Source organism: Amycolatopsis sp. lyj-23 (assembly GCF_046549135.1).
Classification (GTDB): Bacteria; Actinomycetota; Actinomycetes; order Mycobacteriales; family Pseudonocardiaceae; genus Amycolatopsis.
Window position 1 is genome coordinate 685,300 of the sequence record NZ_JAJPWN010000001.1, and the last position, 24,098, is coordinate 709,397.

The window sequence follows — 24,098 nt, forward strand, 5'->3', positions numbered from 1 at the left end:
CGCGTTCACCGCCTGACCCCGCTCGCCGCGCGGCCGAGCGACCAGAACAGGGAGACGACCATGAAAGTGACTTCACCTGCTCGCTGGGACATCGGCTCGGTCAACGGATCCGAAATTGTCGGCATGCCACAGCTTGAGCACTACGCAAATGCTTTCCCGGGCGCATTGCGTGACATTCACATCCTTTACGTCAACCACTCGATCAGCGACGCACTGATGGTGGCTCGTGCGTTCACTCGACTCGGGGCCACCCTGACCAGCGTGCTCGTGCCTTATTGCGGCGTCACCAGGACCACGCAGCAGGCAGTGAGACGCGGCTACGCAACACTCGGCGACAGTTACCAGCCGTCACAGCCTCATCCGCTCCGGTTCGGCGAGGTGATGCGCAGCCAAGTGAGCGACGCCATCCGCTGCTCCGCTGAAGAATCGGCCTCCACCGGCCGCCGATGGATGATCGTCGAAGACGGGGGGTATGCGTTCCCCGCACTGCACGACGATCCGACGCTTCGCCCTCTGCTCGGCTCTTGCCTCGGCGCTGTCGAGCACACCTCTCGCGGCAGGTGGAACTACGAATACACCGAGTTCGACGACGTGCCACGCACGCCGAGGACGCTCGAACGGCCGGCCGTGACCATCTCCGGTTCCATGCTCAAGACGACCCACGAAGGTGGATTTGTCGCTCAAGCGCTGCTCGACGAGGTTCACTTTCTCCTTCGCCGCGAACACCAATTTCTCCGCCACCGCACCGTGGCCATTGTCGGCTACGGTCGCATTGGCAAAGCCTTGGCTCACGAGATCACCACGTTCACCGACGACGTCGTGATCGTCGATCCCGGCCTACCCGGTGGGCTGCCGCCCGGAATGCGCGCGGCCACGCTCGTCGACGCCGTTCGCAATGGCGCCTTCCTTGTCTTCGGAGTCACCGGGATATCTTCGTTCTCCCGTGAAGCATTGACGGCGTTTCTCCAGACCAGCCGCACTGGCACACTGTACCTGGCCAGCGGCTCGTCCAAGGCACTGGAATTCGCCGAAGCCATCACTTTGCTGGAGCGCGCGGCGACCGACCAGTCGCTGGCTGAAGATTTGGCCGGCGAGGACGCCACTGTCACCGTTCACCCGGAATCCGACCTGGGCATACGCTATCGGATCCGCCGGCCTGGGCGTGAGGTCAAGCAGATCGTCCTTCTCGGCAACGGCTACCCGGTCATTTTCTTCCCCCCGGACACCCATGGTGCCCCGAACCGCGCAATGGACCCCGTGATGACTCAGCTCTTCCTCGCCGCAGTAGGGCTTGCGTCTGGCCCAAGGATGCTGCCTCGCGTCTATGACCTCAACCGGCTGCGCACGCTCCCGCAGGCGCAGCTACCTGAGGCATGGAAAAACCTTCTCGACGAACAGAACCTGCTGGCCCAATGGTGCTCGTTCAACGACATCGACTGGCCCACCTATCGTCGTGCCATCGGATTCGCTTCCGAAGGCCCGAGGGCGGCACGGCCTGCGGCTACGGCCGCTACGCCGTCGCCGGTCTCTTCGGCGCTTCTGCGTCCCCAGTGAAAAGCCGCCTGCGCGAGCTCGATGTCGGCTGCGAGCCGATTCGCCAGCGGGAAGCCGTCCGCTACAGCCAAAGCACCATCAAGCTCCGCAGTTCATCGGGTCGCCTGCCGGATGCCTGGTGGGAATGCGCAAAGCGGCGCCGGGCCGGACCTGCTCGAGGCTACCGCCGGCCCGTACCGGAAGCGGCGGACCGGAACGAAGGGTCAGCTCGGTGACCTGCTGACCTACCGACAGGTCGAACGTACGGCCATGCCAGCCGACTCCCGTGATGTCGACACCCGGCAGCTGGGGTGGCAGGAACGGGTCGACGGTGACGGCGTCGGTTCCCCAGCGCATGCCGGTGAACCCGTAAAGAAACTCCTGCAGGTAGCCGCCTTGACCGGTGGTGAAGTCGAACGCACCGCCGGTGCGGGTCTCGCGCCACTGGTTGAACGGCGCGACCAGGTAGGGGCCGGCGCTGTTGCGCAAGGAGGTGTAGACGGCGCAGCCGGGCGAACCGAGGGCTGCCCCGGCGATGGTGGCGATGGCGTCCGTCATCGAAGGTCCGTCCGGGTCGGTGCGCTGCTGGTAGTAGTCGAGGTCGTGCTGGGCGAGACCCGGTGGCATCGGCACCGCCCAGGGGTACTGCAGCAGCGTGACGTCGGCCTGCTTGACGACCTGCCCGGCGTATCCGTCGAATTCCGGATGGACGTTCGCCGTGGTGTCGACCGGGATTTTCAGGCCGTCGGCGACCCTCCCCCACAACGGGTCGGCGCTCCGGCCGAGGATGCCCGCTGCGCGGATCGCGATGCGCAGTGAGGCTTGTGCCCCGGCGTTGGTGGTGACGCTGTTGTCGACGTTGTCGTGGTATTCGTCCGGGCCCTTGACGTCCTTGACGGCGTATCCGCCGGCCGGGTCGGGCACGGCACGGGTGACCCAGTAGTCGGCGATGTCCCGGAGCACCGGCCAGGCTTTGTCCCGCAGCCACGTCGTGTCGCCGCTGGCCTCGTAGTACTGCCACTGCGCCAGGGCGACGTCGGAGTCGATGTGGATTTCCTGCTTGCCGTCAGGAGACCAGCCCGGAGTTGTCTCCTTGCCGGTCAGCGCGCTCTGCCACGGGAACTTCGCCCCGCTGATCGGGTGGTCCGGCGTCGACAATGCCGCAGCGGCGTCCCGTGCGGCCGACAGCCGCTGCTGCCGGTAGGCGTTCGCGCCGCGGGCCAGGTCGGGGTGCTGGGCCAGCAGCGCCGGATACATCCATGTCTCCATGTCCCAGAACACGTGACCGCTGTAGCCATCCGAAGACAACCCACCCGGGCCGGCGCTCCAGTCGACTCCGGCGCGCACACTCGCCAGCAGGTAGAACATCGAAGCATGGATCTGCGCGGTCATCGCCGTGTCGCCGGGCACCGAGATGCTCGACTGCCACAGTCGTGACCATGCGTCGTCGTTGCGCGCGAGCGTGTGCCGGTAGCCGGCTTCGGCGGCGCCTGCCGCGGTCGTCGCGGCGGCCTGTTGCGGGCTCGCCGCGCGAAGCGGCCGATCGGTGTCGACGCTGGAGGCGACGCCGACGTACTTCGTGATCCGCAGCGGCTGTCCGGCGCGGACCGGGAAGTCCGCGCGCTGCCCGGCACCACCGTCCATCGGGTCCGCGAGTGCGCGGGTGGGCAACGCCTTCTCACCCACCCGCAGCACCGAGTTCAGCCCGGCGGTGACCAGATTGCCCGCACTGACCACAGTTTGTGACAGCGTCGCGGTCCTGCCGTCCACCCGTGAGTCCAGACTGGTCGCGTGATCGAGTCCTCGCCCGTCCAGTTCGTCGACGACGGTGGCCGTTCCGCTCCAGTGCGGAACAACCCGCACACTCACCGTGCCCAGATGACCCTCCGCCCGGTTGGCGTTGACTTCGTAGGCGAAGCTGGTCTTGTCGCCTGCAGGCGAGGTCCAGTCGAACGATGTGGTCAGCACGCCGATGCGCAGGTCGAGTGCCTGCCGGTAGTCCGTGGTGGTGCCGACGGTGGCGGACGCGATCTGCGTCGGCAGCTCGGCGCCGGCCGGGTACAGCGCCAGGTAATCGACGTTCACCCGCGCCGTGTCCCCTTCGCCGACGGTCACCTCGAGCGTGTTCGAGCCCGGGTTCGCCGTGACCGGCACAGTCAGCACCGCCCAGTCGTCCCAGCCGGCCAAGTTCGGTACCGTCACTTGCCGGAGCTTCCCGTTCACACCGATGTGGACGGTCTGCGGAATCCCGCTGGCGTTGCCGTACCGCACGGCCAGCGTCGCCGGACCGGCCGGCGCCCCGCGGACCGGGATGACACCGGTGCCCCCGATCGTCGGGGTGTCGTCGGTGTTCAGACCGGCCAGGTAGCTTCCGGTGATCGAGCCGGAATGGGAGTTCTCGACGAACGCACCTCCGGAAATCTTCCCGTACGCGCTCGGGCACAACTGCCCGTACTCGCAGGACCAGTCTCCGGTCCCGTACACGTCGCCGCTCCGGCCGAAACCGAGTGTCGTCCAAGCCGGCAGGCCGGCTCGCTCTTCTTGCCCGGCCGACGGAGCACCGTAGAAGCCGGCGAGCTGGGACTGGGTGACGATGGGCCTGCTGCTGTATCCATGGCCCGCCGCGGGTACTCGCGCGGCCAGGTAGCCGTTGCCGACGAACGTCGGGGAGTAGTTCGCCGACGTGTCGTTCGTGCTCAGCACCCAGCCGCCGTCATCGGCCGGCCCTGGCGCGGACGTGGCCGGCGGCACTGTCACAGTCAGCAGCAGGCCGCAAGCCGCCAGGACTGACCTGACCCGGCGGCCACCGGCGGTCTTGCGGTGGTTCGTCATCGAAACGGCACCTCTCGGTCGACGGCACGGCCGGCCATCCCGCCGCCGGGGCTGTTTCCCGAGCGGCCTTCGGCAGCCGGCCGTTCGCCCGCGCCGGCCAGCACCTCGCCGACGATGTCGGCGTTCTTGTACTTCGCGATCTCGTCGATCCGCACCAGCCGGTCGACCACGCGCTTGCCGAGGCGGAACCTGCGCAGCCAGGGCACGATGCGGCGGAACAGCAATTCGGGCCTGCTGTTCACGACGAAGACCTTGCGGTCGGCCGCCGCGCCGTCGAGGTAGTGGCCGATGTAGGGCCGCAGCGCCCGCTCCCACGCAGCCAAAGCCGTCCTGACGTCGCCGGGATGGCGTTCGAGCATCACCCCCAGCAATTCTGCTCCGGTGAGTCCTGCCGAGACGCCCATCCCCGCATAGAGCGTCACGCACCACGCGGCGTCGCCGAGCAGGACGACACGGCCGGAGTGCCAGGTGTCCATCCGGACCTGCTCGGCCGAGTCGAACAGGACGGTGCCCGCGGACTCGGCCGCGTCCAAGACGTCCTCGAGTGTGCTGCCCGGCGCTGGTGGCCCGAAGACCTCGCGCAGCCGGTCCGGCGGACGACGGCGGAATTCCGCGTCGACGTCATCGGTGCGATAGGTGATCAGCACCGTCGGATCGTGATCGCGGTAGGCGAAGACCCACATCGACCGATCCGGCTCGAGCAACGTCACCGCCTGTCCGGGGACGAGCCCCGCCGGGGTGCCGGTGAACTGGTAGGCCGCGATCATGTAACCCATCCGCCGCAGGTAACGCTCGTGCGGGCCGAACACCAGGGCACGGACGGTCGAGCGCACGCCGTCCGCGCCGACGACGAGGTCGAACCGCTCGGTGACCGACGTGCCCGCGGCGACGTCGAGCAGCGTGACGTCGACGCCGTCGGCGTCCTGCACGATCGCCGTGGGCACAGTCGAGTAGCGAAGCTCCACGTCGTCCGGTAAGACCGCAAAGGCGGCCTTTTCGACATCGCCGCGCAGCATCGTCCACGGCCGGCCGGGCAGGTCGGAAAAGGACACCCCCGGGCGCGCGGAGCCGTCGCGATCGACATCGAGTTTCGGGGTCGTCGTGGCCCGGTCGTGCAGGACATCCTGCATCCCCAGCCGGGCCGCGGCGGCCTTGCCCGCGCCGAACAGGACGATGAAGTAGCCGTCGGAGCGCCGCTCCGGCGCCCGCTCGACGAGCACGGTCCGCCACCCCGCCCGGCGCAGCCGCGCCGCCGTCGCGATCCCGCTGACTCCCATGCCGACGACGAGTACCCGACCGGACTCGGGCTCGGTCATGCCCATGTCCCTTCTCCGGCGAACAACCGCGCGAAGTCCTCGGCCTGCCGCACGCTGGTCGGATCTTGGAAGTAGACGATCAGCTCCTGTACCCCGGCCTCCTGGAACGCGGCGATGCGCTTTCGCACGGTGTCCACGGTGCCGACCAGGCCGTACGCCCCGACGTCACCGGGGAAGACGAACTTCGAAGCAAGCGGGATCAACGCTCGCGCTTCGGCGTCGGTGTCGGCGATGATGCAGGGGGTGGTCACCGTGCGGGTGATCGCGTCGTAGTCGCGTCCCAGCTCAGCGCAGTGGTCCCGCAGCACCTGGAACTTTCGCTTCGCGACTTCGGGTGAATCCATGATGTTGCAGGCGTCGCCGTACCGGGCCACCAGCCGCAACGTCCGCTTCTCGCCGGCCCCGGCGATCATCAGCGGGATGTGCGGGAGCTGCACACCCTTCGGTTCGTTGACCGCATCTTCGATCCGGTGGTGACGCCCGTCGAAAGTCGCCTTCGGTTCCGTCCACAGCGCGAGGATCACCTGCACCGCCTCCTCGAGCTTCCGCAGCCGCTCGCCGGTGGTGCCGAAGTCGAAGCCGTATTGCCGGTGGTCCGGCTCCAGCCATCCCGCCCCGATGCCGAACTGGAGCCGACCGGCGGACAATACGTCCACTGTGGACGCCATTTTCGCCTGCAGGGCCGGATTCCGGTAGCCGTTGGCCGTGACCAGGTGGCCGATCCGCACGGTGGTGGTTTCGCGAGCCAGCGCAGCGATCAGTGTCCAGGCCTCGAAGACCATATCGTCCGATGGCCGGACCGTGGTGAGGTGATCGGGTGCGAGTACCGCGTGGTACCCGGCGTCGTCGGCCAGCTTCGCGATCTCCACCAGGCGGGCGAACGCCGTGATCGGGTCGGCGAAGGCGGCGAATTCCCCGGCGAAGCCGGTGGGCAGGAAGATGCTGTACTTCATCGGGTGCCGCCCTCCTGGAGGAAGTGGGTGATCCGGGCCCAGAGACCGGTCCAGACCGCGTCCTTGTGGTCGGTGTCGTGCGCGAGGCCGGGCACGACGACCAGCTCGGCGGCAATTCCCGCCGCACTCGCCTTGCCCGCCAGCTCCTCGGACTCCGCGAGCGACGCCACCGGGTCGGCGTCACCGTGCACGATGAGCAGTGGCGCGCTCACTTCGCCGAGGGCGCTCAGCGGCTGCCGCCGCGGCGAGGAGAAGTACTCCTCGATCGCGGCCGGATCGCTCGGCGGCAGGAGAGAGCCAGGCCGGGCCTGGTCGGCGAGCACGAACCGGACCGGGTCGTAGAACCCCATGAGCAGCACGCCGCGGCGCCACAGGCCCGGCGCGCGCTCCAGCGCCAAGAGCGCGGAGTACGCGCCGCGGCTGGTCCCGAGGACGTCGATCCGCGTCGCATCGATCTCGGGCCGCTCGGCGAGGTACCGGGCCGCCGCGACCACGTCGTCGATGTCCCGGTTCCCGATTTCGGCCAGAGCGCGGAAGCCGGGACCGTGCCCCGGTGCGCCGCGCTGATCGACGGACAACACCGCGAACCCGGCCGCGTTCAACGGCGCGTGCTCGCTGGTGTGCCGGTAGCCGCCGTCGGCGTCGAGCACGCCGCCGTGGCCCGGCAGGCAGACGACCACCGCCGGGTGCGGACCAGGACCCGCCGGCAGGCTGAGATGTCCGTACACCACCGTGCCGTCGTCAGAGGTGATCTCGTGGACGGTGAGCGGTGTCCCGGCGGCCGCTTCCGGGCGGGCGCGGTCCAGTTCGTCGGCGAGCAGGCCGCTGAGCACGTCGACGCTGAGGCTGCGCTGCAGCCGGGCCGCCGGAACGGCCACGCCGAGCTGCTTCTGCAGCAACACGCGCAGCTCCACCGCGGTCAGCGAGTCGACGTCCACCGCCTGCTGCTCCCTGAGCTGCTGCTCGCCGAGGCCGGTCGTCCGCTGCAGCAGCGGGGTGACCAAGGGGGGCAGCATCGCCGTGCGCTCCGCCGGGCTCGCCTGCTTGAGCCGCAGCGCAACCGACTCTTCGCCACCCAACTCACCGTCGGCGTCCGCGGCGCCTTCCGGCACGACCGCGCGGAACTTCGGCAACGCGGCCAGCTGCCGGTTGGCGCGGGCCCAGCGCCGCCAGTCGACGTCGGCCACCGACACTTCGGCCGGGGCGGTGCGCAGCAGCGTCCCCAGTTCGGTGAGCAGCCGGGCCGGCGACATGCCCCGGTGACCGTTGCGCCGCAGAACGTTCCCGACGTGGCCGTCGCGACTGACCGCCACGCCGACCTCGTCGATCATCCCCCAGCCGACGGCGGTGGCGGGCAGGCCCAAGGCGTGCCGGTGGCGAGCCAGGCCGTTGAGGTACTCGTTCGCCGTCGCGTAGGCACCCGCGCCGAGCGCGCCGAGCTGTGCCGCGACCGAGGAGAACAGCACGAAGAAGTCGAGCCGGTCGGCCCGGGTCTCCCGGTGCAGGTGCCAGGCACCGTCAGCCTTCGGCCGGGTGGCTCGCACGAGCCGGGCCGGGTCGGTGTCCGAAAGCACCACATCGTCGAAGTCGGCCGCACCGTGCACGATCCCGCCGAGCGGGGGCATGAAGGCCCGCACCCGTTCCAGCAGCAGACGCACCTGTTGACGGTCGCCGACGTCGGTCTTGTGGACCCGCACCCTGACCCCGCGCGCGGTCAGCGCGGCCACGTCCTGCGCCGCGGCCGACGACGTCACGCCGTTTCGTCCGGCGAGCACCAGGTACCGGGCGCCGTGGTCGGCGAGCCACCGCGCCACCGCGCGGCCGAGACCGCCGAGACCGCCGGTGATGAGGTAGGTGACGTCGGAGCGCACCGGCGAGCCGGGCAGCGACCCCGCCGGAACCGCAACCGGCTCGTCGGCCAGCCGCACGACGATCTTGCCGTGGTGGTCCGGGCGCGCCATCGCCCGGAACGCCTCGCCGACCTCGGCGGCCGGGAACTGCGTGCACGGCAGCGGAGCGATCGCGCCCCGCTCGTACAGGTCGGCAACCGCGCGCATGCTCGCCCGGACGTCATCCGGTCGCAGCGCCATCATCTGGTCGTAGTCGAAGGAGTGGAACGACAAGGCCCGCCGCGCCGAGGCCAGCCGCACCGCATGGTCGGCGACCTCGCCGGGTTTGCCCAGCTCGACGAACCGCCCGAACGTCGCCAGCGCCCGGAGACTGTGGCCGATCATGTCGGCCGGCAGCGAATTGACGATCACGTCGACGCCCGTCCCGCCGGTCCAGCCGAGCACGTCGTCGGCGAAGGACGTCGACCGGGAGTCGGCGATCCGCGTGAAACCCTCCCGGCGCAGCACCTCCCGCCGCTGCTCGCTGCCCGCGGTGACGAACACCTCGGCGCCGAGCCACCGCGCGATCCGCGCGGCCGCCAGGCCGACCCCACCGGCGGCCGAGTGCACCAGCACCCGTTCTCCCGACCGCAAGTTCGCCAGCCGTACCAGCGACAGATACGCGGTGACCACGGGCAACAGCGACGCGGCCTCGGCCACCGACAGCAACGCCGGCTTCTTCACCACGCGGAACGCCTCGACCGTCACGTGCGAAGCGAACAGGTCGCGACTGTGCACGAACACCTCGTCCCCGACCCGCAGATCCGCCACCCCTTCGCCGACGCCGACGACGGTTCCCGCGCATTCCAGCCCCAGGGCCGTCCCGGAGTGGCTGCCCTCGATGGCGTGCGGGGAAATCAATCCGGTCTGCTTGAGCACGTCCTTGAAGTTCAGGCCCACCTGACCGACCGCCACCTCGACCTCCTCCGGCCCCGGCGGACGCCGGGTCGCCGCGACGAAGCCGAGGTCACCGCCCGCTCCCCCGGCCTGCCGCAGCCGCACCGCCGTCCGGTCGGTGCTGGTGCGGACGTGGTCGAACTCCGAGCCCTCCTCGGCCGGCACCAGCCGCCGGACGTACCGGCCTTCGACGCGCAGAGCCACTTCTTCGACACTGTCCTGGGTGAGCTCGGCGAGCAGCGCGCCGGAACGCACGCCCGGACCGAGGTCCACGAGCCGGCAGCGCAGCTCGGGTCGTTCGGCGGACACGACCCGTCCGAAGCCCCACAGCGCCGCGGCCGACGGCGCGGTCGTGGGATCGTCGGCGGAAACGCTCTGCGCACCCCTGGTCACGAGGACCAGATCGCCGGCCGGAAGTTCCTGGACCAGGCGCAGCGGAGCCGCGACCGGACCGCACGCGGGCGCGTCGACGTCGTGCGGGCCGTCGACGTAGACGACGCCGCGGCGACCCGGCTCACCGGCCATGGCGGCGAGCACGTCGTCGAGCCAGCGGTCGCCGGCGGGGTCGGCGCGGACGACTTCGGCGTCCGTTTCGGACAGCTCGCGGACGATCTCGTCCGCGGCGGCCGAGGTTCCCACGACGATCCAGCGGCCGTCGACGCCGGCGACCCGCTCCAGCGGTTGCGGCTCCCAGGCGTGCCGGTAGCCGAGCTTCGCCACCGGCTCCCCGGCTTCGGCCAGCCGGCTGGCCCGCAGGCCTTCGATCCGGGCGACGACTTCGCCGTCGTCGGTCACGAGGGTCAGGTCGCACTCGATGGTTCCCCGAGTGCCGGTGTCCCGGCCCCGGCCGTGGATCCACAGGCTGGTGCCCGGCGACCGGAAGAACCGCACCGCGTCGATGCGGGCGGGCACGTAGGTGCCGGCTTCGACCGCACCGCCGAGCAGGTGCGCACCCGTGATGACGGCCTGCAGCGCGCCGTCGAGCAGAACCGGGTGCAGCTGGTGGCCCTCCTGGTCGACGGTGTCCAGTCGTAGCTCGCCGAAGACTTCGCGGGTCTCCGTCCGCCACCACAGGCGTCGCACCACGCGGAACGCCGGCCCGTAGTTCAGCCCGGTCCCGCCGAGCCGCGTGTAAACGTCGTCGTGACCGAGTTCCGGCAGTCCTCCGGTCAGCTCGGCGAGGGTCTCGGTCCGCGGTGGCTCGGGACGGGTCTTGGCGACGTGGGCCCGGCGGAGCTCGGCGTGCAGCGTCCAGACGTCGTCATCGGGCTCGCTCCGGCTGTGCAAGGTGACCAGCTGCCGCGCCGGGTCGTGCCCCACGCGCAGCGTGGGGACCGAGGCGGCCGGCAGCGCGAGCGGCCGGTGGAAGACGACGTCTTCGAGGACGCACGGGACATCGTCCGGGAAAGCGGCCAGTGCGGCTTCGAGGTAGCCGGAGCCGGGGAAGATCACGGACTCGCCGACCTTGTGGTCCCGCAGGTAGGGGAAGGCGGACGCCGGCAGTTCCACATCCCGGACCGGGCTGACCGAAGGAACGGGACGGCCACTCAGCCGCGGGCCGTCGTGGCCCAGCCGCCGCTGCCGGGACGCGGCCGATTCGATCCAGTGGCGCTCCCGGTGCCACGGGTACCGGGGCAGGCCGAGGTGCTCGCGCGGCCCCGGGTGGACGCGGTCCCATGCGGGCTCGGCCCCGAGCTCGTAGAGCTGACCGAGGGTCTCCGCGAGCTGCTCGCGCTGCGGGCGGTCGCGACGCAGCGACGCGAGCCGCGCGACGGTGTCGGACCGGTCGGTGAGCGCCTCGTCGATCGCCGAGGCCAGCACGGGGTGCGGTCCCACTTCCACCACGGCGGCGACCCCGCGGGTGAGCACCTTGCGGAACGCGTCGGCGAACCGCACCGGCTGACGGACGTTGCGCCACCAGTAGCCCGCATCCAGCTCGGTCCCGTCGACCTGGTCGCCGGTCACCGTCGAGAACAGCGGGATCTCCGCTCGGCGGGGTCGGAGATCGGCCAGCGACGCGAGCAGCGGTTGCCGGAGCTCCTCCATCTGCGGGCTGTGGTAGGCGACCTCGACCCGCAGCTGCTTCACCGATGCGCCGGCCGCGGTCAGCGCGGCGGTCACCGCCTCGACAGCCTCGCGGTCCCCGGCGATGGTGGTCGCGTGCACGCTGTTGATCGCGGCCACCGTCACACCGTCGACCAGGTGGGGAGTCACCGCGTCGACCGGCAGGCCGACCGCCGCCATCGAGCCGCGCCCGGCCAGGCGCGCCTGGAGGTTCGCCCGGTGGAAGCTCACCGTGAGCGCGTCTTCGAGGGAGTACACGCCGGCCGCGTACGCCGCGGCCACTTCGCCCACGCTGTGGCCGACGATGACCGCGGGTTCGATGCCCCGGTCGCGCCACAGCGCCGTGAGTCCCGCTTGGACGACGAAGTTGGCGACCTGCGCGTAGAGCGTGCTGGTCAAGCGGGACTCTTCCTCGTCACGACGCAGTTCGTCCGCGATCGACAGACCGTAGCGGGCGAGCACCTCGTCGCAGGCCGCGACCACTTCCCCGAACCGCGGCTCCTGCTCCAGCAGCTCGCGGCCCATCCCCCACCACTGTGGCCCCATCCCGGTGTAGACGAAAGCGATCGCCGGACGGCTCACCCGGGCCGGGGTGAGCACCAGCTTCCGGAGCCTTGCCGCGGCCTCCGCCGACGTCTCGGCGACGACGAACGTCCGCATCGGGTGGTGGTCACGCTGCCGTGACACCGCCCGGGCGACCTTCCGGAGCGGTGGCGCATCCGGTTCCTCCAGCAAGGTCGCGTAGGAATCCACCAGGGACCGGAGGGCTTCCGGGCTCCGGGCCGACAGCGGCAGGAGCACCGGCCCGCCGTCGTCCGATCCGGCCGGCTCACGCTCTTGCCATTGTTCGAGGATGGCGTGCGCGTTGGTCCCGCCGAAGCCGAACGAGTTGACGCCGGCCCGCCTCGGTCCCGGCCCCGCGGGGAACGGCACCGACTCCGTGGGCACCCGGATCGGCAGCTCGTGGAAGGGAATCCGCGGGTTCGGCTTCTCGAAGTGCAGATTCGGCGGGACGACCCCTCGCTGCAGGCACAGCACGGCCTTGATCACCCCGGCCACGCCGGCGGCTGCCTCGGTGTGTCCGAAGTTCGACTTCACCGACCCCAGCCAGTGCGGTCCCGGCGAATCGCCGAGCACCTCACCGATGGCCGTGGCCTCGACCGGGTCGCCCGCCGCGGTGCCGGTTCCGTGCGCTTCGAAGTACCCGATCGACGCCGGTTCGACGCCACCGACGCGGCAGGCACGCTCGATCAGCGTGCGCTGGGACCCGACCCGGGGCACGGTGATGCCGGGCGTGCGGCCGTCCTGGTTCACCGCGGTACCGCGCACGACCGCATGGATCCGGTCGCCGTCGCGCACCGCCGCCGGCAGCGGCTTGAGCAGCAGGACCCCGGCGCCTTCGCCACGCGCATAACCGTTGGCCCGGTGGTCGAACGACTTGCACCGCGCGTCGGGCGAAAGGAACTGCCCCTTGGACATCAGGATGGAGGTGACCGGGTTCACCATGACGTTCACCCCGGCCGCCACGGCCAGCTCGCACTCGCCGAGCGCCAGCGCGGTGCAGGCCTGGTGCAACGCCACCAGCGACGACGAGCAAGCGGTGTCGAGGGTGAACGCCGGACCCCGCCAGTCGAACGCGTAGGACAACCGCGCTGCCAGCATGGTCATGCTCACCCCGGTCGGCGTGGCCGAACTGACCAGGTGCTGGTTCGACTCGGCCAGCTGCAGCGTCGCCGAGTCGAACGTGAAGCCGCCGACGTAGACCCCGACGTCCGCGGCCGCGGTGGAACTGGGCGGAATGCCGGCGTCTTCGAGAGATTCCCAGGTGACTTCCAGCAACAAACGCTGCTGCGGATCCAGCGCGGCCGCCTCGCGCGGCGACATGCCGAAGAACCCGGCGTCGAAGGCGTCGACCGGCGTCCGGAGGAAACCGCCCTGCCGGACGAACATGCGGCCGGGGGTCGCACGATCCTCGTCGAAGTAGTCCGCGATGCGCCAGCGTTCCTCCGGTACGTCGGTGATCGCGTCGGTACCCGCGACGAGCAACTCCCAGAACCCGGGCAGATCCGCCACCCCGCCGGGAAAACGGCACCCGATGCCGATGATCGCGACGGGGTCCGCACTACCTGCGGAAGCGGGGCGGACCCCGTCGGCGCCGGGCGCACGGGCCGGCGTGGTGGGTGTGCGCGAAAGTCCTGAAAAAGCCATGAACGGGTCTCCCTACACGACTGCCGGCGCGGCGGTTCGCGAGCCGGGCTACGAGGTGGTTCAGGCGGTCTTCGCCATCGCCGGGGTGGTGCGGCGCATCGCCGCCGCAGCGATGGCTCCCAGGAGCAGGACTCCCACGGGAAGCAGCAAACTCTGACTGGCCGCTTCACCCAGCCCCCGGTGGACGGCTTGGGCGGCGAGAACATCGGCTCGCGCGGCGAGATCCGGCGGGAAACCGGTCACCCGCACCGGGACAACTCCGTAGCCGCCGGCTGACACCACCGCGTCGGACACATGGTCGGCGAGAAGCTTCCGATAGTGCTCCGGCAGCAACGCAGCCGCGGCGGTCGCATCGACCGTACTGGCGACCATGAGCCGTGCCTGCAGCAGAACGCCGACCATCGCACTACCGAGTACCCCGCCGACCTGGCGGGCCGTGTTGAAGATGCCGGATGCGGTGCCCATCAGCGTCGGCTCGATCCCGCCCAAGGCGAGGCTGCTCATCGGTGCGAGAACGAGCCCGAAACCGAAACCGCACAGGAGCAAGGCGGGCAGAAGCGCCGCCGCCTCGACCACTCGGCCGGTCTGCACCGCCACGAGGCCGAGCCCGCCGGCCAGCACGACGAGACCGGACAACACCAGGTACTTGCCGCCGACCTTGTCCGACGCACGGCCGGCGAACGGCCCCGTGGCCGCGGTGACAACGGCCATCGGCGCGGTGAGCAGTCCCGTCGCGAACGGCGTGAGGTCCAGTACCGACTGGAGGTAGAGCACCAGTGGCAGGAGCATGCCGGTTATCGCGAAGCCGACAGTGGCCCAGGCGAACGTGCCCGCCGAGAAGTTCCGGTCCTCGAACACTCGCAGCGGCATCAAGGGCTCCCGGGGAGTGACGTGCTGCCAGAAAACGAACAGCCCGAGCAGCACCACGCCGATCCCGATGACCTCGAACACCGAGATCGGACCGATCACCCTGGCCCAGCCGTACTTTTGCCCGTTCTGGACACCGAAGACGACGAGGAACAACCCGGCAGCGGAAAGCAGGATGCCGGTGACGTCGAAGGAGCGGACGCGGCCCGGTCGCCAATCGGGAACCAGCCACCAGGTCAGCACGAACGTGATCGATCCGAGCGGGACGTTGACGAAGAAGACCCACTGCCAGCCGAGGTGCTCGACCAGCGCACCACCGAGCAGCGGCCCGGTGATCGTGGCCAAACCGGCGACGCCGGCCCACACACCCATGGCCGCTCCCCGTTCGGACGGCTGGAACAGGTGACCGACGAACGCGAGTGTCTGCGGGGTCAGCAGCGCGGCACCCAAGCCCTGCGCGGCTCGCGCGACGATGAGTGTCTCGACCGCACCCGACAGGCCGCACCAAAGCGACGCAAGGGTGAATACGAAAAGCCCGGCCAGGAACACTCGCCGCGGCCCGTATCGATCGCCGAGCCGTCCGGTGAACAGCATCGGTACCGCATAGGCGAGCAGATAAACGCTGACCACCCAGACGATCGCGTTGAGACTCGCGCCCAGACCGCCCACCATCGCCGGAATCGCGACTGTTACTATCGTGGTGTCCAGCAGGATCATGAAGAAACCCAGACACAGAACCGAAAGTGCCGCCCACGGCCGAACCGGACCGGTATGCATGAACGTGCCCTCCGCGATGAGCCGACACGGAAAAATCGCCGGGAGGCCGGCCGGAGCGAGCAGATCATTCCGGCCGCCGCGAGATCACCATTGTCGCGAAAAGTATTTCCCAGAAAATAGCCGATCGGGTTGCCGGTCGGCGATGATTCATCGTGGCACAACGCCTGTTCGTCGAGCCGCTCTGCCCGATGATGCACCCGCTCCGCGCGTTGCCCGGCATCAGCTCAGCGCGTTGGGCTGCTTGCGACGTTTCCCGAGTTCGCCAAGAATTTCTACGGCATTCCCGAATTCCTTACCGGCGCAGGTCATCAGCCGGCGTGTCGGCTGATGAGGTCCGCTCACTCCGAGTTCGGACGGCCGAGGCGTTCCAGCACGCGCCGCAGCTCTTCCGGGTCTTGAATCCGGGTCAGGTCTTCGCCGCCGGCCGGAACTTCTTCGTCGGCCGGCGGCGAGGTGGACCGGCGACCGAGGACCGGCGCACCATCGCCGCTGTGACTCCACGCACCGGGTTCGGCTTCCAGGTAGCCCGCCGGGTCGCGCGTACCGGCGTGTTCTTCCGCCCCCGTGCCGTCACGGAACCCCGAACCCAGGAAACCGCCGCCGACCGACGGATCACCGCCCCCTCTCGGCGCACCGGGCACCTGCGGCCCGACCGGCGGGGCACCGGCGGTCGCGGCGTCCAAGTTCCCGGTTACCGGGTGGAACGCCGGAGAGGGTGGCAGCGCACCCGGCGGACGAGCCGTGCTCGGCATTGCCTCGTGAGCCGGCGAAGGGAGCGGCTCGCCGGACAACATCGGCACCTGCCCCGGCGCGGGAGCCGGGTGTGCGGTGGCCGGCGTCCCTACCGCCGGCAGCACGGGCGCGGTGTGCGGCGAGATCGGCCCGGGCGGCGCCGCCACGGTGATCGACTGCGCTGTCCGCGCACCCGGGACTGCGTGCGCGGTGGCCGGAACCGCCGGCGCTGTCTGCGCTGCCGGTGCCGTCACCGTGGGGACGGTGGCCGGTTTGGTCGTGGACGTCGCCCCCGGTGGTTCCGCCGCGGTCACCTTCTCGTGCGAATGCGGCGCAGACGTCGTCAGCACTTCTTGCGTCCCCGCCGCGGGCTCGTCCCATCCGGCCGCCGCAGCGGTCGCGCCCGGGTCGTCCGTGGCTCGCTCGTCCCGCTTCGCCCGCACCGACCGGATTCCCGGTCGCATCACCGGTACCGGCCGGCCCAGGACAACAGCGGTGTCCCGCTGCTGCGGCTCGGCATCGATCGACGCCGTCTCCGCAGGGGCCCGCCCCAGCACGGGGGAGGTCGCGCAGGACGTTTCGGTCGGCGAGGTCGCCTCGGCGGGCGGGGTCGGGGCCAGGATACCCAGAAACGCGAAGGCACCGCCGGGAGTGAACCCCCCTGCCCTGGAGTTGTCCTGGCCGGCCGAGAACGTCTCCGAATCGTCAGAGCGCTCCCGCTGGGGGGACGAATTCGCGTCCGCCTCGCCGACGCTCGGCGCGCTTCGCTCATCCACCACGGCCCTCGGAGCGGACGGAGCTTCGGGCACACTGGTCAAGATCGTACCCAGGTCCTGGTAGGCGGTACCGAGGTCGTACACCACCTGGCGGGCCGACTCGGCATCGCTCTGACGGTTCTGCGCCCGCAGGTCGTGCATGCGCTGCTGAGCCTGCGCCAAAGCGTCTCCCACCCGACGCAGCACCGCGCCATGACCGGGGTCCGCCATGGCCTGCACCACCGCGTCGACGCGGCTCGACAGCTGCCGCGCGAAAACTTCGAACGACTCCGCGCCTTGTCCCGACCAGGCTTCCCACAGGTGGCGGGTCTGGCGGTCGAGATCCGACCGGACCTGCTCGAACCGCACCACAGCGGCTTCGAACGCCCGGGCCCGCTCGTAGAAGACCTCCGGGTTCACTTCATCGACCAGCTGAGCGAGCTGGTCGAAGGTCAGGGCCTGCAGCTCCGGGTCGAGAACCGGGGGCAGGGACTCCGGCGGCGACATCTCTCAGCTCCTGCCCAGCACGTGACCGCGTCGCTCGTCATCACCATCGCCGTTGTCCCACGCGCCTTGTTCGACTTGCAGCCAGATCTGGGGTTCCCGCTCCTTCTCCCCTTGGCCACTGTGTCCCCCGCCCATCCCGCCCATGGGCCCCATCGGCCCCATCGGCGAGCCGGCGGGACCCGAGTTCGCGGACGCCACCGGGGCGAGAGAACTGCCTTGAGTCGTCGCGCTGCCGCTGCCCTGGAACGGCTGGGTGTCGAACTTGCCCGCTACCGGGTGGTCGCCGCTCCCCGGGGTGCCCCAGCCGCTGCTCGCACCGCCGCGGGGGCCGGGTCCGGCCGAGGTCGCAGGCAGGCCGGCGCCGGCTCCCACGCCACCACCCACGCCCCCCGCGGGTGCCACCAAGCCGTCCTTTCCGGGCGGCTTGAGGAAGTCGTGCAACGCCGAACTCCCCGCTGCTCCGCCGGTACCGTCGATGGCCTGGTTGATGGCCTGCTTGGCGTCGGCGAGCGCCTTTCGTTCGGCGGGAGTGTCATCGGGTCGAGCGAGCGCGTCCACCGCCTTGGCGGCTTCGTCTTTCGCGTGCTGGAGTGCCTGCTCGTGCCCGGGACCGTTGAGCTCCGGCGTGTCGTTGAGGTCGCCGATCGCCTGGTTCGCGGCATTCTTGGCGGCCTCGAGCGCCTGCTGGCGTTGGGGGTCGTCGCCGGCCGCGCGAAGCCCGTCGATCGCACCGTCGGCAGCGGCCTTCGCGTCCTGCACATGCTTGAAGTGGTCCGGTGCCGCCACCTGGTCGATCGCATCGCCCATGGCCTTCCGGGCGTCTTCCAAGGCCTGTTTGCGTTCGGGGTCGTCCGTCTTGCAGATCAGGTCGTCGATCGCCTTCTGCGCCTCGTGCTTGGCATCGAGCAGTGCGGCGCGGTCCTGCGGGTGGGCGGGACCGTTCTCGTCGGTCGTTCCCGGCTGGTCGGCCAGGCCGTCCATCGCGTCGGCCGCGGCTCGCTTGGCGTCGTCGAGGCCCTGCTTCCGGGCATCCGAGTCGCTGGGCTGCGCGAGGTCGTCGATGGCGTGCCCAGCGGCGTCCTTGGCCCTTTCGAGGTCGCTTTTGTCCGGACCACCGACGACCTTCTCCGGCGCGCCTGCCGGATCCGCGAGTCCGTCGATCGCGTCCTCCGCAGCTTGCTTGGCTTCCTCCAGGGCCTTCTTGCGCTTCGGGTCGGTGGTCTGGCCGGCCAAGCTGCCGATCGCGTTGCCGGCAGCGTCCTTCGCGTCCGCCAGCGCCTGTTTGGTTGCCGGGTCGACTCCGCCGACCGCCCCCGGTGTCGCAGGAGCGTTGTCGAGTGCTCCGGGCACCGAGCCGGTAAGGCCGTCGATCGCTCCCTGCGCCGCCTGCTTGGCGTCCGCCAGCGCCTGTTTGCGCTGCGGGTTGTCAGACGGCGACGTCAGGCCATCGATAGCCGCGGTCGTGGCCTTCTTGGCGTCGTCGAGGGCTTGCTTCTGCGTGTTTCCGACGGCCTGAGTGGTGTCACCGGCCAGGCCGGGTTGCGCACCGGTGGGGTTTTCCGCCCGTATCCGCTCCGCCGGAATCGCCCCCTGCCCCGGTGTCACCTCTCCTGGTGCCGCCGGAGTCGCGGGTGCGTCGGCGTTTTCCTGCTGCCGGTCGTACCTCCGGTTCGGATCCGTGTTTTCGGACCTGTCCTGCTGCGGGTTGTTCGTCCGGACCTCGGTGGGGTTGTACGTCCGCTCCTGGTCGGCGGCGATCTGTTGCTGAGCGCTGCCCTGCGGCGCGGCGGTGGTCGTGTCCCCGTCGGAGATGTAGAGCGGAACCAGGTCGGCCGCCCGGGCGTTGTACTGGGTGCCCAGCCCTCCCAGTGCGTTCTGCAGGTCTTTCAGCAGCGCCGAGTCCTGGCTGGTCTTCATGGCGGCCAGATCGGTCACGTAGTTCGACACGATGGTCGCCACGTCCTGTTGCGTCTTCGCCTGGGTGAGCAGTTTTTGGGCGTTGTCACCGATCGATTTCGTCAACTGCTCCCGCACCTGGGTCGACGCGTCGTGGATGTGCCACCAGCTGGCCGCGAAGTTCTGGGAAGCACGGCCGATGTTACCCATCGTGGTGTCGAACTGCTTCTTGGTGACGGTGTCGTAGACCTCCTCACTGGTTTTCAGGACGGCCGTGGCATATTTGGCGAAGGCCTCGCCCGCCTCACCCTCCAAAGCGTCCTTCACCGCTTTGATCTGCTTGGTGAACCTTTCGTTCACCGTGGCGAGAGCGGCCTCGGCTTTCTTCATGGCCGTCTCGAGGTCGTACCACGCCTGAGCCGAAGTCGACTTGCTCGATCCGGCCTTCGAACCGTCTGCGTTGTGGACTATGTCGCTGACAATGTCCTCGATCGAGTCCAGGGTGGCATAGGAGGAGGGGTCCAGAGCGGGCGCGGCCGCCGAGTACTGACCGACCAACGGCGCCGTGCCTTCGGGAACGGGCATCGAAAATTCCTTGTCTTGGAGGCTGACACCGGGGCCGATCGCTGCAACACTTTCGCTGAACGACTTGCTTTTCGCCCGGCAGAGGGTTACTCGGTGACTTGGTCGTTCAGATTGTCGTTGTACCCGTCTCCGTCGTGCGGATTGTTGAAGCCGGGACCGGTGTGATCGTTGTCCCGCGTGTAGTTGTGCTGCGCGGACTCGGTGTTCCGGTCGAACGAATGAACCGAGCCGACGACCGAGCCTTCCAGCCCGGCCACCGCCTTGCTGATCGCCTGAGCGTTGTCGCCGTCGGCGTTCTGGAAGTTCGTCGCGATTCCGTTGAGCTTCTTTTCCATCTCGTCGAAGGCGATCTTGAGGTGGTCCGCGTGCGCGACGATCGCGTTCCGGCGGTCGTCGACGACACGCTCCAGCCACACCGCGAGCTTGAACTTGCCCGCATTGGGCCAATGTTGCTTGAGTGCCTCGAAGGCACTCATGTCGTCCATGAGACCGCCGATACTGCCGGCGGCCGCCTTGATGGCTTGGGCATCGAACTTCGTCGACACGGCAACTCCTCACTGGTCAGGGCCACGTCCGAAACAGCCGCAGGAAATGGGAACACGGTGTGCCGGGGCTTCAGGGGGAGGGTCTCCCCGGCACACCGTGTGGTCTAGTGCATGCCCTTCGCGCCACTGGCGTCGGCGTGCTTCATGCGCTCGGCCGCGTCTGCCAGCGACTTGCGCAAGGTGTCCAAGTTGCTCTTGTTCGCCTCGATGTCCGACCGGAGGTCGTTGGCGAGCTGGTTGTAGGCATCGGCCGTCGTGCCCTTCCAGTCGACCATGATCCGCTTGACGTCGGATTCCAGGTCGCCGGCCTGGTTCTCGATTTCGTTGGCCTTGGCGACCATCATCGAGAGGCATTCTTCGATGACCGGGTAGTCGTAGGTGATCGTACCATCGGACATGGGGGGTCTCCTTGTGCTCGTGCTCGGTGGGAAGGGGTCAGACGCCGAGGAAGTTGCCGGTCTCCATGGGAACGTTCAGGATCGCCTGCATGCTCTCGGAGTCCATCGCGTCCTGGTTGTTGGCCTCGCGGCGCATGTTCTCCGCCATCGCGTGCATGTGGTCGAGGACGGACTTGCGCACCGACTCCACCCAGCGGTCGGTGGTCGTGCTCAGCGCCCGCGTAGCAGCGCTGGGGCTGGCCGCCAGCGTGGATTCGATGTGCGTCTTCAGCGCGTCGAGCTGAGCGCTGATGTGGTCGGCCGTCTCCTCGTGCTTGCCGGCCTGCTGGTTGATCGTCTGTGCGTTGAGCTGAGTGGAATGCGACACTTCGAGTCCTCCTGCGATGAGTGCTACGACTTCGGTGAGCGCTACGTTTCTGGGAGTAGCACTGTCACGATTCGAAACTAATCATGGAAAGTCGGCCGTAAGTGCGTTTTTCGGCGCTGCGGAACCGCAGTAGGGATTTCCCTTGCGAAGCTCTGCCGCAGCGTCACGAAGGAGCCCCCTGCGTCTGGCGAGCGGCAGCCACGCTCAGCACCGGTCCGGTCGGAAGCAGGTCGAGCAGCGGCATGGGCACAGGAACTGCTGCAGGCTCGGTGTAGCCGAGTGCGGCGACGGCATCGCCGTCTGCCAACGGGAACTTTTCGCCCGTTTCGGTGACCAGGTAGATCACTCCTGCGGTGGTACCCGGAGCCGGCGGGTTCCTGGCGAGGACACCGCGGCCCGCCGGGATCGCGACGCGATCGGCTGTCGCGCCCGCCTGGTGTGTACCCAGCGGCACCGAAGCCCGTGACACCTGATCGTCCGGGAGCAGTTCCGCCACCGCCGGTCCCCCGGCCACCGGTTCCTGGCGCACGCACGGTTGTACTCCCGCCGGCGGGGTGACGATTTCCGGAGGATCCGGCGGAAGATCGCTCGCGACCCCCGCCGAAGCCGCGATCGGCAGGCCGCTCAACGCGTCCGGACCGACACGGGCCGGCTCGATGGGAGTGTCCGGATACGCCTGTCGGGTGTCCGGCGCAGCGAGCACCAGCGCGGCCCCGGTCCGGCTGAGGACAGCCAGACCGTCCGGGCGAACGAGGTAGTTCTGCTCCGTGCCGAGCGCCGCGTTCCGTACCTGGTAGACCTGTCCGATCCGGCTCTGCTTGCCTCCGATCACCGGGCCCGGCCCGCCGGTACCGGGCACCACCGGCGCCACCAAGTCCGGGCCCTGCGGGATCGTGTTCAGCCAGGCCGGCGGCACGTCGACCGGACGCAGGGCGCCGTAGCCGAGAGAAGCCGCGACCGCTCCGCCCGGCAGGCGGAACCGCTTTCCCCGCGAGATCAGGTAGCCGGTCCCGTCCGGAACCGCGACGTAGAACGCCTGCGCCTCCGTGAGAGCAGTACTCGTCAGCCGTCCCAGCAGGACGGTCACGACCGGCTTGCCCGGAACCGCCGAGGAGGTGCACACCGTCCACGGTTCGGCGGTGGCCTGTGCCGGAGCGGGTAAGGAGTCCGGTGCCCCCGCGATCCCGATCGGCTGCCCCACCGGCGTGCCGGCCAGCGCGCCGGGCGCGACGGCGGTGAGCTTGCCACCGGACTGGGCGGATACCAGCCTGGCCGACGAGTAGTTGAGGACGGGCCGCAACTGGCCGCCGAGGTAGACGTAGCGCGCGCCGCTCGTTTTGTCCATCACGACCGCCCCCTCCTGCCGCCAGGACGAGTCGCCGGTGGACGGGACGAACATCCCCAAGATCCCGAACACACCCATGATGACCGCGGCGAGGACGAAACCGAGCACCGTTCCGGTGGTCATCCGCTTGCTCGGCGACTCCAGCACGTCCGGCTTGCCGTGCGTGACGGCGGCCGCCAGCCGGCCGACGACGAAGAAGTAGGCCTGAACCTGGTCTTTGCGCGACTTCATCAGCCGGCCAGGTTCCGCATGAAGGTGTAGACGTGCAGGACCTGCAGGAGGATCGGCAGGACGGCGATGGCCGTGATCAGCTCGAAGATCTCCACCGTGCGCCCCCAGTAAGGCCGGAACCGTCTGCCCGGCAGGCGTTCCGCACCGAGCAACAGCAGCCCTGCGGCGAAAGCAAGCGGGACGACGACCACGAGCCGTGTCTCCGCCGGCTGGGCGGTGCCGAGGACGGCGACGGCCATGACCACCACGACACCGGCGGGGAACAGGAGGGCCCAGCGCTGTACCACTCCGTTCGGGTGCCGGGAACGCAACACCAGTAGCAGCGCGATGACGAGCGCGAGCGTCAGTTGCCAGCTGTCGCCGCCGACGAGCAGCACCGGCAGCAGCAGTGCCTGCGCGAGTCCCAGTCCGACGTGCAGCGCCGTCGCATACCCGAAAGTCGCGGCACCGCGATCCACCACCACCCGGTGCGGCACGGCGTCGATGTCCTCGTGCAGTTCTTCGGCACCGGTCGGCAGCATCGGCAGCGTCAGTCCGGACAACCGGAACGCGGTCGCCGGGATGAACAACCCCAGAAGCAGGGAGACCACCAGCCCGACGGCGGTGGCTTGGTCCGGGCCTGCCGGCGTGACCGAGCCGGTCAGCCCGGTGATCAACAGCACCACCGAAAACAGGATCGCCGCAGCGAACAGGAGCGCAGCGTCCGCGACCACGATCATCCCGGCCAGCAGGGCCAGCAGGGCACCCGAGGCCGCACCCGTCAAGCCCATCAACCACGTTGCGCCCGGATCCAGCAGGACCACCAGGCGGAACCCCGCCAGCGCGCCGTGACCGGCCGCGGCGCCGGCCAGGATCACCGCGGCCGCCGGATTCGCCGCACCCCGGGCCACCAGCGCCGCAGCCGCCAGGAGCGCGAACGCCAGTCCGGCCGAAAGCAGCACCTGGACCGCGGCGCCCGAGCCGGCCTGCAGCTGCAACCAGACGCCGAGCAGCAACGCCACTACCGCACCCGAGCGGAACACCCAGCGCAACCGTGCCGGCGTCACCGCGCCGGCGTGTTCACGCACCTGCTCCGCGACGCCGTCGACCAAGTCGTCGTAGTCGATCGCGGCCAGCTGCTCCGACCGGGGAAACAGGTGCAAGCTTTCTCCGTCGAGCACACCTGATTCGACCAAGGACCGGTCTTCGTCGAGCGCGGGTTCACCGATCCGCTGGACGACCCAGCCTTCGTGGTCCGCTCCCTCTTCGATCGCCTGCGCCCCGAACTGGGTGAGGACCGCGGGCAGCAGGTCGGCCAGCGGCACCTCCGTCGGCAGGGCGAGATCTCGCGCCTGATCACCCAAAACGAACCGTAGCCTCGCCGAACTTGTTGTGCGATGCTGTATCTGCTCTTCCATCGAA

Annotated in this window: 13 protein-coding genes; 1 reads left to right on the top strand and 12 read right to left on the bottom strand. The window is 69.6% G+C overall.

Going from position 1 to position 24,098, the window contains the following annotated elements:
• Nucleotides 1-60 precede the first annotated feature (60 nt).
• Nucleotides 61-1,554: a hypothetical protein gene (locus ACLJPY_RS02710; RefSeq protein ID WP_410586365.1), complete on the top strand. Its 1,494-nt coding sequence runs from the start codon at nucleotides 61-63 to the stop codon at nucleotides 1,552-1,554.
• A 78-nt stretch (nucleotides 1,555-1,632) separates the two neighbouring features.
• On the opposite strand, the gene ACLJPY_RS02715 is transcribed toward ACLJPY_RS02710, so the two are convergent.
• The 12 genes from ACLJPY_RS02715 to eccD form a co-directional block, all read right to left on the bottom strand.
• Nucleotides 1,633-4,365 (bottom strand): glycosyl hydrolase family 65 protein, encoded by a 2,733-nt coding sequence (locus tag ACLJPY_RS02715; protein ID WP_410586366.1) that lies wholly within the window; start codon nucleotides 4,363-4,365, stop codon nucleotides 1,633-1,635.
• Nucleotides 4,362-5,681 (bottom strand): FAD-dependent monooxygenase, encoded by a 1,320-nt coding sequence (locus ACLJPY_RS02720; RefSeq protein WP_410586367.1) that lies wholly within the window; start codon nucleotides 5,679-5,681, stop codon nucleotides 4,362-4,364. The genes ACLJPY_RS02715 and ACLJPY_RS02720 overlap by 4 nt, the downstream gene beginning before the upstream one ends.
• A complete protein-coding gene (locus ACLJPY_RS02725) occupies nucleotides 5,678-6,634 on the bottom strand; it encodes an LLM class F420-dependent oxidoreductase (RefSeq protein WP_410586368.1) in 957 nt (318 codons plus the stop codon). Before ACLJPY_RS02725 ends, ACLJPY_RS02720 begins: the two co-directional genes overlap by 4 nt.
• Nucleotides 6,631-13,692, bottom strand: coding sequence for an SDR family NAD(P)-dependent oxidoreductase (locus ACLJPY_RS02730; RefSeq protein ID WP_410586369.1), 7,062 nt, complete (start codon nucleotides 13,690-13,692; stop codon nucleotides 6,631-6,633). The genes ACLJPY_RS02725 and ACLJPY_RS02730 overlap by 4 nt, the downstream gene beginning before the upstream one ends.
• A gap of 60 nt (nucleotides 13,693-13,752) precedes the next feature.
• A complete protein-coding gene (locus ACLJPY_RS02735; protein ID WP_410586370.1) occupies nucleotides 13,753-15,276 on the bottom strand; it encodes a DHA2 family efflux MFS transporter permease subunit in 1,524 nt (507 codons plus the stop codon).
• Between the two features lie 398 nt (nucleotides 15,277-15,674).
• A complete protein-coding gene (locus tag ACLJPY_RS02740) occupies nucleotides 15,675-17,330 on the bottom strand; it encodes a WXG100 family type VII secretion target (RefSeq protein ID WP_410586371.1) in 1,656 nt (551 codons plus the stop codon).
• Between the two features lie 3 nt (nucleotides 17,331-17,333).
• The gene (locus ACLJPY_RS02745) at nucleotides 17,334-19,811 is read right to left on the bottom strand and encodes a large repetitive protein (protein ID WP_410586372.1); all 2,478 of its coding nucleotides are present in this window, start codon (nucleotides 19,809-19,811) and stop codon (nucleotides 17,334-17,336) included.
• 86 nt (nucleotides 19,812-19,897) lie between these two features.
• Nucleotides 19,898-20,356 (bottom strand): hypothetical protein, encoded by a 459-nt coding sequence (locus tag ACLJPY_RS02750; RefSeq protein WP_410586373.1) that lies wholly within the window; start codon nucleotides 20,354-20,356, stop codon nucleotides 19,898-19,900.
• A 104-nt stretch (nucleotides 20,357-20,460) separates the two neighbouring features.
• Nucleotides 20,461-20,754 carry a WXG100 family type VII secretion target gene (locus ACLJPY_RS02755; protein ID WP_410586374.1) on the bottom strand — a complete coding sequence of 98 codons (294 nt, stop codon included), beginning with the start codon at nucleotides 20,752-20,754 and terminating at the stop codon, nucleotides 20,461-20,463.
• 37 nt (nucleotides 20,755-20,791) lie between these two features.
• The gene (locus ACLJPY_RS02760; RefSeq protein WP_410586375.1) at nucleotides 20,792-21,121 is read right to left on the bottom strand and encodes a hypothetical protein; all 330 of its coding nucleotides are present in this window, start codon (nucleotides 21,119-21,121) and stop codon (nucleotides 20,792-20,794) included.
• A gap of 163 nt (nucleotides 21,122-21,284) precedes the next feature.
• The gene (gene eccB, locus ACLJPY_RS02765) at nucleotides 21,285-22,697 is read right to left on the bottom strand and encodes a type VII secretion protein EccB (RefSeq protein ID WP_410586376.1); all 1,413 of its coding nucleotides are present in this window, start codon (nucleotides 22,695-22,697) and stop codon (nucleotides 21,285-21,287) included.
• On the bottom strand, nucleotides 22,697-24,094 hold the full coding sequence (gene eccD / locus ACLJPY_RS02770; RefSeq protein ID WP_410586377.1) for a type VII secretion integral membrane protein EccD: 1,398 nt from the start codon (nucleotides 24,092-24,094) through the stop codon (nucleotides 22,697-22,699). The genes eccB and eccD overlap by 1 nt, the downstream gene beginning before the upstream one ends.
• Nucleotides 24,095-24,098: the final 4 nt, after the last annotated feature.

Coding starts and splice junctions, on each gene's coding strand:
- eccD (WP_410586377.1), bottom strand. CDS start 24,094: ATGGAAGAGCAGATACAGCATCGCACAACAAGTTCGGCGAGGCTACGG.
- ACLJPY_RS02720 (WP_410586367.1), bottom strand. CDS start 5,681: ATGACCGAGCCCGAGTCCGGTCGGGTACTCGTCGTCGGCATGGGAGTC.
- eccB (WP_410586376.1), bottom strand. CDS start 22,697: ATGAAGTCGCGCAAAGACCAGGTTCAGGCCTACTTCTTCGTCGTCGGC.
- ACLJPY_RS02740 (WP_410586371.1), bottom strand. CDS start 17,330: ATGTCGCCGCCGGAGTCCCTGCCCCCGGTTCTCGACCCGGAGCTGCAG.
- ACLJPY_RS02730 (WP_410586369.1), bottom strand. CDS start 13,692: ATGGCTTTTTCAGGACTTTCGCGCACACCCACCACGCCGGCCCGTGCG.
- ACLJPY_RS02725 (WP_410586368.1), bottom strand. CDS start 6,634: ATGAAGTACAGCATCTTCCTGCCCACCGGCTTCGCCGGGGAATTCGCC.
- ACLJPY_RS02745 (WP_410586372.1), bottom strand. CDS start 19,811: ATGCCCGTTCCCGAAGGCACGGCGCCGTTGGTCGGTCAGTACTCGGCG.
- ACLJPY_RS02735 (WP_410586370.1), bottom strand. CDS start 15,276: ATGATCCTGCTGGACACCACGATAGTAACAGTCGCGATTCCGGCGATG.
- ACLJPY_RS02755 (WP_410586374.1), bottom strand. CDS start 20,754: ATGTCCGATGGTACGATCACCTACGACTACCCGGTCATCGAAGAATGC.
- ACLJPY_RS02715 (WP_410586366.1), bottom strand. CDS start 4,365: ATGACGAACCACCGCAAGACCGCCGGTGGCCGCCGGGTCAGGTCAGTC.
- ACLJPY_RS02710 (WP_410586365.1), top strand. CDS start 61: ATGAAAGTGACTTCACCTGCTCGCTGGGACATCGGCTCGGTCAACGGA.